At 62.3% G+C, this 12318-nt stretch carries 7 protein-coding genes; 3 read left to right on the top strand and 4 right to left on the bottom strand.

Annotated elements, in window-relative coordinates; all coding sequences use genetic code 11:
• Positions 1 to 54: 54 nt before the first annotated feature.
• Together BG61_RS23160 and BG61_RS23165 are read right to left on the bottom strand one after the other, a co-directional pair.
• The gene (locus BG61_RS23160) at positions 55 to 2292 is read right to left on the bottom strand and encodes a polysaccharide biosynthesis tyrosine autokinase (protein WP_035934379.1); all 2238 of its coding nucleotides are present in this window, start codon (positions 2290 to 2292) and stop codon (positions 55 to 57) included.
• 749 nt (positions 2293 to 3041) lie between these two features.
• On the bottom strand, positions 3042 to 6107 hold the full coding sequence (locus tag BG61_RS23165; protein ID WP_035934381.1) for an acetoacetate--CoA ligase: 3066 nt from the start codon (positions 6105 to 6107) through the stop codon (positions 3042 to 3044).
• 447 nt (positions 6108 to 6554) lie between these two features.
• Here BG61_RS23165 and BG61_RS23170 point away from each other — a divergent pair, with 447 nt between their 5' ends.
• Positions 6555 to 7619, top strand: a complete 1065-nt coding sequence (locus BG61_RS23170; RefSeq protein WP_052040553.1) for a hypothetical protein — start codon at positions 6555 to 6557, stop codon at positions 7617 to 7619.
• 33 nt (positions 7620 to 7652) lie between these two features.
• Here the strand turns inward: BG61_RS23170 and BG61_RS23175 are convergent, their stop codons facing one another.
• A complete protein-coding gene (locus BG61_RS23175) occupies positions 7653 to 8828 on the bottom strand; it encodes a glycosyltransferase (RefSeq protein WP_035934382.1) in 1176 nt (391 codons plus the stop codon).
• A gap of 370 nt (positions 8829 to 9198) precedes the next feature.
• Between BG61_RS23175 and BG61_RS23180 the strand changes: the two genes are divergently transcribed.
• A complete protein-coding gene (locus BG61_RS23180; protein WP_035934603.1) occupies positions 9199 to 10200 on the top strand; it encodes a polysaccharide deacetylase family protein in 1002 nt (333 codons plus the stop codon).
• Entirely contained in the window at positions 10173 to 10946 is a 774-nt protein-coding gene (locus tag BG61_RS23185) for a formyl transferase (RefSeq protein WP_199241973.1), read from the top strand. The genes BG61_RS23180 and BG61_RS23185 overlap by 28 nt, the downstream gene beginning before the upstream one ends.
• 43 nt (positions 10947 to 10989) lie before the next feature.
• On the opposite strand, the gene BG61_RS23190 is transcribed toward BG61_RS23185, so the two are convergent.
• Positions 10990 to 12306 (bottom strand): MFS transporter, encoded by a 1317-nt coding sequence (locus BG61_RS23190; RefSeq protein WP_035934384.1) that lies wholly within the window; start codon positions 12304 to 12306, stop codon positions 10990 to 10992.
• Positions 12307 to 12318: the final 12 nt, after the last annotated feature.

Consider the following 12318-nt stretch of genomic DNA (forward strand, 5'->3'; position numbering starts at 1 on the left):
CTGCCTTCTCATCGAGAAAGGTTCAACAAGTACCGGACTTCGCACGGCCCCCCGCTATTTCGAATCGGAGTAGTACGCGGTGTAGGCGTAGCCGCCGTACCGCCGTGCCTGATCGTAGTTGCTGCGATTCACCTTGAAACCGTTGAGCAGGATGCCTTCCACCTTCGCCCCCGACTGCTCGAGACGCTTCACCGACTCGGCGATCTCGCCTGCACGCGTATCCGCAAAGCGCGCGACCAGGAAGATCGAATCCGCGACGGGCGCCATGGTCACCGTATCGGATACGGCAAGAATGGCGGGCGCATCGATGAGCACGATGTCGTACTGCTCCGAGGCGGTGCTGACCGTCTCCGTGAACCGCGCGTTCAGCAGCAGCTCGGCCGGATCCTGCGGGTAGGCGCCGCACTGCAGGACATCGAGGTTGGGCAGCACCTCCTTGTGAACGATCTCCTCCATCGGACGGTTGCCGGCGAGCACGTCGGCAAGTCCTTCTGCGCGCGACAGCCCGAAGTACTGGTTCAGATGGCCGCGGCGCAGGTCGCCGTCGATCAGCAGCACCCGCTTGCCGCCCGCCGCGAGCAGCGTGCTCAGGTTCGCCGAAAGGAACGACTTGCCGATGCCGGGCAGCGGGCCCGCGAGCATCACCACGTTGTTGCGCTCCCCGTTCAGCGCGAACTGCAGCGCCGACCGCATCGTGCGCAGCGCTTCCACGGCCGGGTCCATCGGATAGCGGAACGCCAGGGTCAGCTTCTCGGCCGTATCGCCAGCCATCTTCTTCGTCAGCTCGTTCTGACGGTCGCTGACCGGAATCATTGCGTACACGGAGAGGCCGGTGCGCGCTTCCAGGTCCTTCGGATTGGCCACGCCCTTGAACAGGAAGTCGCGCACGAAGGCAAGACCGACACCGATGAAGAGCCCCAGGATCGCGGCGACGAGCAGCACGAGCGACTTGACCGGCTTGATCGGGCGCTCGGGCACGTCCGCGCTGTCGACCAGTTGCACTGAAGCGGACTTGCCGGCCTTGACGAGCCGCAGTGTTTCGATGTTGCTGCGCAGCGACGCATACAGATCCGAGCTCACGCGCATGTCGCGCATCAGGCGCAGCGCGCCCTGCTCGGCCGACGGCATCGCCTTCACGCGGGATGCGAGGCCTTCCACATACTTGTTGGTGGCGGCGATCTGCTGGTCCACGGCCGTCACGCTCGGGTGCGTCGGCGCGAAGCGCGAGATCAGGTCCTGACGCTGGCGCCTGAGGTCGAAGAGGCGCGAGTCCGCTTCGGTGGCCTGGCGCAGGATGAGCCGGGCTTCTTCGTCCGCGTCGAGCAGGCCATGGCTGTTGCGGTAGGAGTTGTACTTCTCCTCCGCCTGCTCCATGTTGCGCTTGGCCGCCGGAAGCTGCAGCTCGAGATAGTTGAGCGACTTTTCGGCGTTCGCGCCCTTCTGATCCACGTTCTGCCGTATATATTCCTTGCCGATCTCGTTGAGCGTCGCGCTCACGAGAACCGGATCAGAGCCTTGCATGACGACGCCGATCACGTTCGACTTGTTGCCCTGCTCGCTGATCTGCAGGCGCCGCTGCAGCTGGTCGACGGTCCACTGCCGCGAGTTGCGCGTGACGTTGAACACGGTGCCGTGCTCGCCGTCGATCTTGTTCACGAGCAGCGTGATCGGCCCGCGGCTCGTCTGGAACTTCTCCTCCACGCCCGCGCGGCCGGTAACGGGCTGCTCCAGGCCCGGCCCGCTCAGCTGGTACTGGCCGGCGGTCAAGGCCATCACCTTGTACGCGCTGCCTTCTTCCTTCTTCGGCACGTCGAACGTCGCGACGTTGATCGATTCGTCGCTCCAGGCGTAGCCGCCCCAGCCGAAGATGCCGGGCGTCCACCGTGCGTCGTTGCGGCGCGAGATGAAGCCGCCGAACACCGGAAGGCGCGCAGGCTCGGCGGTGATGTACAGCTTGAGCGCATCCACGGCCTGCGAGGCGATGGAAGTCGAGCGGAGAATCTGCATTTCCCCCTCGGCCGACGATTTGTCCTCGAACAGCGAAGTCGCATTGCGCACCAGGTCCCGCGCGTCCGGAATGTTGGTCGACGTGTTGTCTTCCACCTTGATCGCGAGATTCGCCTGATAGACCGGCGTCGAGCAGAACGCGTAGAGCGCGCCCAGCGCAAGGATGACCGTAGCCGTCACCGCGATCATGACCCGGTGATTGACCAGCGTGTCGATGATCGATCCAAGATCGAATTCATCCCCACGGTCGACTAGTACGTCTGACGCTTGAATTTTCTGTTTCATGGACAGGTCTCGTCACTGAGTTTTCTTTGATCACGCGGGCATGCGGATTCAGGCATGGAAAAGACGCGCACCCTTCTCATCCGCATACCAACAATCGACATTGATCGCCGGATAAGAAAATAGGACTCGAAAAACTGATGCTCTCTGGTGAATTGATTCAGATATAAGGCAGACCGCTGCGACGGCGCTGTTTAAAAGTATTCATCATTATTTTCCCTGGAAGTCCCCGAGACGACGCGGTGATAATCGTCTTTTCTCGAAAGCAAGATACGGCAGACCATTTGGCAAGTATGCGCGATAGTGCACACAAATCGCGCCGCCACCGGCGCCCCATAAGCGGCCTCGGCAACATTCGCAGGCGCCTCAATAACCCTCTGAGGCACAAGGAATTCCTTGCGTATTCGCCGGCACACGTAATCCGGACGCTTTTGTATAACCGAATAGGGAAAACCATAAAACGTACGACCAGAAAGTCCGATATCCACATCCTGACGAATGCCTTCACGCACGCCGGGACATGAATTGAGGTCGCCGATTAAATATGGCGATATCGGCAATGATTTTAAACAGGCGCCGCTATCCGATTAACCTTTTCGCTGGCGATGAATGGTTTCAAACCGGTCGGGCTTAATGCAGCCGGTTTTACGGTCTCGTCGTCCGAACGTGTTGTTCGCGGCGTGTCGCAGCAACAGCTGCCGCGCAGCGCAGCCGGAACGAGTTCGTCGTCCGGCTGCGCGCCGCGTCGAAGGTCACGCGGCGGCGAGTTCGCGCACGAGCGTATTCGCCACCGTCGCGAGGTTCGGCTCGACGATGAGGTCGGTATGCAGTCCGTCGACCGGCTTGACGAGCAGTCCTCGCTTCGCCACCCGCACCCACGCCGGCAACGGATCGCCCTGGCCCTCCTCCCTGATGGAGGCCCGCACATACAAGATCGGACCGCCCAGATAGCGCCGCGGGCGATACGTCGTCATCGCGACGCGCATCGACTCGCGCACCTGCTGCAGCGCGATCGGCAGACCTTGCGCGCCCGGCGCGGGCTTGCGCGCCATTATCCCGAGCCGCAGGCGGATCCGGTCGGCGGCGCCGAACGCCCGGTCCCTCAGGTAGCCCAGGCGGTCGTGCGCCGACAGCGAACGAAACTCCCGCACCCGCTCGCCAACCACGCCCGACTGAAAGCGCAGCCGCGGAATCAGCGGCAAATAGCGCTCGTTCACGTAGGTATCGAGCAGGCACAGCAGCTCGATCTTTTCCCCCGCGGCGACGAGTTGCTGCGCGATCTCGAACGCCACCAGGCCGCCGAACGAATACCCGACGAGCGCATACGGGCCGTCCGGCTGCACGGCACGCATCTGCCCGATATAGGCGCTCGCCATGTCCTCGACCCGCCGCTGCGGCGCCTCGTCGCCATCGAGCCCGCTCGCCTGCAGGCCGTACACGGGCCGCTCGCTTGGAAGCGTGCCGGCGAGCGTCAGGCACTCCATGACGGAGCCCGTGATGCTGTGGAGCATGAAAACCGGCCGCCCGCGGCCCGCGCGCATCGGCACGAGGTTGGGATGCGCGCCCGGCACGCTCTCGTCGACAATCACGCCCGCGAGGCGCGCGATGGTCGGCGCGATGATGAGCGTCGCGAGCGGCAGCGTGCGTCCGGTTGCGCGCTTGACCTCGGCGAGCATCTGCGCGGCGAGCAGCGAATGGCCGCCGAGTTCGAAGAAGTTGTCGTCGATGCCGATCGGCGAGAAGCTGAAAAGCTGCTCCCAGAGCGCGCGCAGATAGGTTTCCACCTGCTCGGCTGTCTTGCCCGGCTCCGGCAGCTCGCGGCGCTCGCGCGACAGCGCGGGATGCCGGCTGATGCCTTCGACCGATGCCGGATTGGCAAGCGACGAGAGATTGCGCACGGGCAGGCCGTTCACGGCGTCGCGCGCCGCCGCTTCCGACGCCTTGCCGTTATGCGTGAAGGGCAGCGCGCCCACTTCGACGATCACATCCGGCACGAGCGCCGACGACCCCTGCCGCATCAGGTCGCGACGCACGCGGGAGGCGAGCGCACCGTTGAGCTTCTGACCGCGGCGCAGCACCAGCAGCAGCACCACGCGCTGGCCCCTGCCGCTCGCGGTGTCGGCGGCCTGCGGCACGACCATGGCCTGATGAATCTCCTCGACACCGCTCAGGATGCGGTAGATCTCGCCGGGGCTCACGTTGATGCCGCGCACATTCAGCACGCCGTCGCTGCGCCCGTGCAGGCGCGCCGAGCCTTGCGCGGAGAACTCGATGATGTCGCCGTGCGTCCAGACGCCCGGATTTTCCTTGAAATACGCTGCGTGAAAACGCGAGCCGTTGGTGTCGCCGAAGAAACCGAGGGGGCGCGACGGAAACGGATTCGCGCAGACCAGTTCGCCCGTCATCGAGGTCTGCGCGCCCTGCTCCCACGCCTGCACGTCGAGGCCGAGGCTGCGGCACTGCGCTTCGCCCGCGTAAACAGGCAGGTTCGGGTTGCCGAGCACGAAGCAGCCGATGATGTCGGTGCCGCCCGAAATCGACTGAAGCTGCAGCAGCTTCACCTGCCTGCATACCCATTCGAACTGCGAGTCGTAGAGCACGGCGCCGGTGGACATCATCGCGCGCAATGCGGTGAGGTCGAACTGCTTGCCGGGTTCGAGCGCGGCGTCCTCGCTCATCTTCAGATACGCGGGGCTCGTGCCGAACACGGTCACGCGTTCGTCGGCGACGAGCCGCCAGAGCGTGTCCACTTCCGTCACCGGCCCGTCATACGTGACGATCTCCACGCCGGCCGCGAGTGCCGAGAGCTGCCAGTTCCACATCATCCACGAGCAGCTCGTGTGGAAGTAGAGCTTGTCGCCGGGACCGAGGTCGCTGTGCAGCTGATGTTCCTTCAGGTGCTCGAGCAGCGTGCCGCCCGCGCCGTGGACGATGCACTTGGGCTTGCCCGTCGTCCCCGACGAGAACATGATGAAGAGCGGATGATTGAACGGGAAGAAGCGCCAGACGAACTGCGCGGCGTCGCCGCGCACGATCAGGTCGCGTACCAGATGCCCTTGCTGTTTCACCGTGCTCGGCAGCGGCGTGTCGTCCAGGCAGATGATGTCGGTGAGGGTCGGCAACGCGGCGGCCACCGCCGCCACGTGCGCGGCGATCGAGCCCGACGTGTCGAACGAGCGCTGCGTCGTGTGCGCGAACATCATCTTCGGTTCGAGCGGAGCGAAGCGGTCGAGGATCGCCTGCACGCCGGTTTCGGGCGCCGCGGTCGACAGGGTCGCGCCGAGCGCCGTCACCGCGAGCGCGGTGATGATCGCCTGAGCGTCGTTGCGCATCATCGCGACCACGCGGTCGCCGGGACGCAGGCCGAGCTCGCTCAGCGAATGCGCGAGGCGCGCGACGCGCCCGCGCAGGTCGCCGCGCGTGATGGTTTCGCGTTGGCCATCGGCGTAGCAGGCGGTCAGCGCGGGTGCATCGTCGGGGGCAATTTCGCGGCCAAGGAGGCTGTCCGCATAATTCAGCGCGACGTTCGGAAAGAAACGGGCGCTCTCGCAAATGTCGCCGACGCAGGCCGGCTCCGCGCTGCCGGACCACTCCATCCCTTCGGTCCAGTGCAGGAAGCACTGCCAGAACCGGCGGTATTCGCGCACGGAGTAGGCATGCAGTGCCGGGTAGTCCGCGAAGCGCTCGCCGGTGTAATCCTCGAGCGCGGCGGCAAAGCGTGACATGCGCGATTGCGCGATCCGCTCTGGTGGGTTCTGAAATAGCGGTTCACGCGCGTACATGCGCGCGTTCTCCCCGAAGATGTTGTCGCGATTCATTCGCGCACCCCGTTTTGGAACAATGCGTTATAGAGTATTTATCTGTGCGCGGCGGTGCCGGCAACCAGTCGCATACACCTATGCCTTTGATTTGACTGCGGGCATTTTTCCCTCGCGACCAGATTACTGCGACGCAGAGCGGTGCTATGTACGAACTCACACAATTCACGCCGCTTGGCTGCTTGCCGGTCGCGCCGGGGCCGCTCATGTGCCCGGCGCATGGGCCGCACAGCGCGCAGCGAGATTTGCATGACCATAGCGGCGGCATGGCGAAATGCATCGCCGGCTTCCGGCACCGCTGTCATGCGAATACCCCGGACGTGCGTTGCCCCGCCGGCCCGCGGCCGGCATCGATGTGCGGTTGCGCATAGATCACGGCCATCCGCACCGGTAGCCTCGGGGACACGGAATTTCATAACAAGATTCAACCGTCACCGGGTATCGCCAATGAGATCATTCTTCACCCAGGAATACAGGCAGCCCGGCGAAACTCCCGCCGACGTGCGGCTGCGATTGCTGTCCCTGATGGCTTTCCTTACGCTGTCAGCGCTCATCATGAGCGCGCTCGGATTGGGCGACCGCACCTACCTGCTCGACCAGGACAACTACGTCCAGTACTTCCGGGACACCAACATCTACTGGTTCACGAACCTGTGGGACGGAAGCCTGACGGGCACCATCTTCGTCATCCGGATGGTGACCGAAGAGCTCGGCTGGCGGGCCTGGGTCCTCGCGCTGAATACCCTCGGCTGCTCGCCGGAAGGAGGCGTGCGCATCACGGTGCTCGCGCTCAACGCGCTGATGATCTACGCGCTCAGCAAGACACGCTGGCCGCTCATCAGCCTCGTTCTCTGGGCCGTGATTCCCGACGCGCTCGCAACCGTCGGGCTCTTCCAGATCCGGCAGGGCTTCGCCTTTGCAATCGCCATGTACTTCGCGTTCGCCCGCAAGCAGCCCGTTCGCGGTGCGGCCCTCGCGAGCCTCGTGCATACGACCTTTGCTTATCCCGCAATCTTTCTGATCATCGCGCGTCTTTGCGTGAAGCGCAGCCAGTTGCTCAACCTGCTCTCGGTCAGCGCCGCCGCGACGACGATGGCCGTCCTGTCGTCGCTGCTGTTCAACATCTTCGGCGGACGGCGGCTAGTCGAGTACGACCAGCAGGAAAACTACACGCTCAACTATCTGATCGCGCTCGTGATCTTCACGCTCATACCGTACCTGATCGTCCGGACGCGGGACGAGCGAACCGAAGATCCGGTGAGCGCCAGCGTGACCCGCCAGATCTCGACCATGTATGCGGGCATCCTGGTGTTTCTCATCGTCTCGTTCTTCGTGTATCCGTTCGGGATGGCTCGCATCGGCTATTACTCGACGCTGATGATCCCGTTCCTGCTCCCGTCGATCCGCGTGAAGAACAAGCTCGTTCTCTGGCTGATCACGGGCATCGTTCTGGTGATCGGCTATGACGTCTTCAAAAAGTACTCGTCGGGCCTTTACAGCTACTTTCTGTGAGCGCCGCCCGCGAGCGGCTGCCGACGGACCCGGCTAAAGCGTGACACCCTTTGCGCGCAGCAGCATCGTGTACATGTCCCGGTATTTCTGCCAGCAGGCGGCAATAGAAAAGGACTGCACGATCCGCTCGCGCGCAACCTTGCCCAGGTCCCTGCGCTGATCCCGGCTGAGCATCGCCATCTCCTGCAGCGCGCCGGCAAGCCTGACGGAATCGCACGGCGGGACGATCCGGCCGGTATCGCCGACGAGTTGCCCGGTGTCGCCGACATCGGTCACCACGCAAGGCACGCCGCACGCCATGGCTTCGCCCACGACGGTCGGCAGGCCCTCGGTTCGTGAAGACAGACACAGGATGTCGAAGGCCGGCATGATCTCGTGCAGGTTATTGCGGGAGCCAAGCAGATGACAAGCGCCGCGCAGGCCGAGCTCGCCCATGCTGCGTGCGAGCGGTTCATTGCGATCGTCGACTTCCCGTCCGATCATGACGAAGTGGCAGTCGGCCACGCGCTGATGAAGCAGCGCCGCCGCGCGCAGAAAGTTGTCGTAGTCCTTGGCGGGGTTGGCGCGTCCCACGATGCCGATGAGTATCGAGCGTGCAGGCAGGCCGAGCTCACCCAGAAAGCTGGCCCTTGCCGTGGCATCGGGCACGAACTTTTGAATATCGAAGCCGTTATGGATCACCCGCATCCTCGCGCGCGCATAGCCGTAGTCGGCGTGCGTCCTGAACGCCGCCTCCGCGCAGCAGATGATCTGGTCCGGCATCCAGTTGGACGTCATCGCGCAGACCCGCGCGAGCAGCTTGAGAAGGACGCCGACCTTCACCGTGGGCACCTCGGTCCGGCGGATGCCCCAGACGAGCGCGAGCCGGTGGCCGGAGCCGTTGATCCGCAACGCCAGCCGGGCCAGCAATGCGGCGCCGCCGCCCAGAAGGTCCGCGTGGTACATCCACGTCTGGACGATGTCCGGTCTCGCCGCAACGATCCATTGGGTCAAGCGAACCAGATGCAGCGGATTCGGAATGCCCGGGCGCATTCCAAGCAATCTGACCTCGGCTCCCGCTGCGCGAAGACGCTCGGCCATCGCATCCGCGGAAGACAAGGAGATCACCAGGTGCCGCACGCCGGCCTCGCGCGATTCGGAGACGAGATTCAAAAGCGCCGTTTCCGCACCGCCCACCCGCAAACCCGAAATTACATGAACGATCTTCATTTTTTTACTGAAATCGGCAGACCAATACGACGGCAATCGTGAATGCAAACGTTGCCGTGCTTTAACAACCATTCATGCCGGTTATTAAGAAGCCGATTTCAGGCTAGAGGATCGCTCACCGGGGAAACTGTGCGAGATCGCACACAATTTCCCTCAATTAAAATATTACAACATGAAAGGAAACTATGTGCCTTCCCCCTCATATCGGACTATTTCAAGTCCGGCGCCGGGCGCCCGCGGGCGACTAAATGCTTTACATTAACAACAACGAAAGCGCGCTTTCTTCGATGATTCCATGCGATTCCTCGAAGTCGTCGAGCTTCATACAATTCAATTAAGCGCGCGACGACGCGCTATGCGAGGCCGAAAGATGAGTCTGGAATACGGCGTCTTCACCGTGTCGCTTGACTTCGAACTGTACTGGGGCGTCAGGGATAAGCGGACTATTGAAGGATACGGGGAGAATCTTCGCGGGGTGCAGCGCGTCGTGCCCGAATTGCTGCGGGTTTTCCGCGGTCATGACATTCACGCGACGTGGGCCGTAGTCGGCTTCATGTTCTGCAAAGATGCGGCCGAACTCAGGGAGAAATTCCCGGAGAGTCTTCCCACTTACGAACATCAGAGTTTATCACCGTACGATTATATTTCTGAAAATGCCTCACTGGAAAAGATCTATCACTTCGCGCCCGAATTAATAAGCGACATTTCCGCCCAGAATGGGCAGGAAGTCGCCACGCATACGTTTTCGCATTATTACTGTCTGGAAAAGGGCCAGGACGTCGCGCAATTCGAAGCGGATATTCATTGCGCAGTCGAGGTGGCAAATTCGCGCGGTTTATCCATGAAAAGCCTCGTATTCCCGAGGAATCAATGGAACGAAACCTATCTCGCCTCGCTGCCGAAGTTCGGCGTGCAGTGCTATCGGGGCAATCAGACCAGCAGCATGTACAAAGCGTCCGACAGAGCGGGACAAAGCCGGCTTCAACGAGCCGCCCGGCTCGCCGATGCATATCTGAATCTGTCCGGCCACAATACGCATTCGTTCGAATCGTGCATCCGGCGCGCGCCGTTCAATTTTCCGGCAAGCAGCTTTTTACGGCCATATGACCAGAAGCTATCGGTACTGGATGGCCTGCGGCTGCGCCGAATAAAAAATGCAATGACCGATGCCGCCGTGAACAAGCGCCTTTATCACCTCTGGTGGCATCCGCACAATTTCGGAAAAGATACGGACCGGAATATCGCGTTCTTTCGGAAGATCGCCGAGCATTACAGTGCGCTCGAAAAGACTCACGGCTTCCGCTCACTCAATATGGGCGAACTGAGCGAACTTGGAGAAAATGCATGGAAGGCAATAAGCCGCGTGTCGTGATGTTATGCGCGGACCGGCTTTCATCGGCCGTGATGTATAACAGTCTTGCAGGCGTGGTGAGTATCGAACGAGTCATCATGGAGGCCAAGCCTCCTGCAACGCATGTCATAACGAAGAAAATCAGGCGTCTCGGCATGATGAGAACGGCGGGTCAATTGCTGTTTCTCGTCGCGAATACGTTTGCGGCGAAACTGTCGGCCAAGCGGATCGATCAGCTTCTCAAGCGCTATGCATTGAATCGCGACGCCATACCCGCAAATGTCGTATCAAAAGTCGATAATATCAATAGCAGCCGGACGATCGAGCTTTTGAAGCAGACATGCCCCGATGTCGTCGTCATCAACGGAACGCGCATTATCTCCAGGGAGGTACTGCGCTGCGTCGACGTCAGCTTCCTGAATACGCATATGGGCATCACACCCAAATACCGCGGCGTGCACGGCGGTTATTGGGCGCTTGTCAGCGGCGACCCCGAAAACTGCGGCGTAACGGTTCATCTGGTCGATCCGGGCATCGATACGGGCGGCGTTCTTTATCAGCAGGTCATTCGCCCGGAGCGCCGCGACAACTTCAACACCTACCCCGTGCATCAGCTGGCGGCCGCCATTCCGCTCATGCAAAACGCAATCGACGATATCGTTTCGCGGCGAGCGGAGGTGAAGCCCGGGGTCCTGCCCTCGACCTTGTGGTTTCATCCGACGCTGTTCGAATACGTGCGCAACCGGCTCGTCAAGGGCGTGAGGTAGCCTCGCGCCGTCGAGGCGAGAAAGGCGCGCAGCGCGATCGATGTCAATTGAGCGCGACATCCCGGGGCTTTGTCCTGATGAACGGCGTGCACGCGATACCGACCACGCAAAGTGCGCTGACATAGAGCACCGGCGCATGCGGGCTGGATTTCATGATCACGGAAACCGCGATGGGCGTCAGGCCGCCGAACACCGCATACGACAGGTTGTACGAAAACGAGATGCCGGAAAAGCGCACGACGGCGGGAAACATGCTGACCATTACAAACGGAATAACCGCGACCACCCCCACGGTGAATCCGCTCAACGCATAGAGAGGCACGAGCCACCCCGGGTGCCCAGCCATTTCGCGAAACAGCAGGTAGTAGCACGCCCCCAGGGCGACCGCTCCTACAGCAATCGTCCTGCGCGGGCCGACGAGCCCGGCAATCCATCCCGCCGTGATGCATCCGAAGCCGAGCGCGAGCGTTGCTGCGGAGTTGGCGATCAGCGCAGTCTCGGCGCTCAGATGAAACTGCTTCTGCAGCACCTGCGGCGTCATCAGGATCACCACGACGATGTCCGCGGAGAGCATCCACGTCAGCACGATCGCAACGACGACCGCCAGGCGATGGTCGCGCAGCACGGCCCTGAGCGGAATCTCCGCCGCGAGCGAGCGGCGCTGCTTCATTTCGACGAACACCGGTGTCTCGCTCAGCCAGCGACGCAAGTACACCGAGATCAGCCCGAACACGCCGCCGAGCAGGAACGGAATCCGCCAAGCGTAAGCGGTGATCTCGTGCGTGCCGAAGTTCTTGTGGACCGCCGTGGCGACCAGCGAACCGAGCAGAATGCCGGCGGTGAGACCCGCGGTCAGCGTGCCGCAGGCGTAGCCCACATGCTTCTCCGGCACATGTTCGGAAACGAAGACCCAGGCGCCGGGCACTTCGCCGCCCACGGCGGCGCCTTGCAGGATGCGCAGGATCAGCAGGAACACGGGCGCCATGACACCGGCTGTCGCGTAGGTCGGAGACACGCCCATCAGCAGCGTCGGCACCGACATCAGCAGCACGCTCAGCAGGAACATGCGCTTGCGTCCCAGCAGATCGCCGTAGTGCGCCACGATGATTCCCCCCAGCGGCCGCGCCAGATAGCCCGCCGCGAAGATGCCGAAGGTCTGCACGCTGCGCAGCCAGTCCGGCATGTCCGGCGGGAAAAAGAGCTGAGCGATGACCGGCGCGAAAAACACGAAGATGATGAAATCGTAGAACTCCAGCGCGCCGCCCAGCGACGAGAGCCACAAGGTCTTGTAGTCGCCGCGCGTGAGGGGCCGGATGGCCATGGGCGATGCGGTGCTGCCCGTCAAATTGTTTGCATTCATCGTGTAAGCCGG

The sequence above is a fragment of the Caballeronia glathei genome, assembly GCF_000698595.1.
Lineage (GTDB): Bacteria > Pseudomonadota > Gammaproteobacteria > Burkholderiales > Burkholderiaceae > Caballeronia > Caballeronia glathei.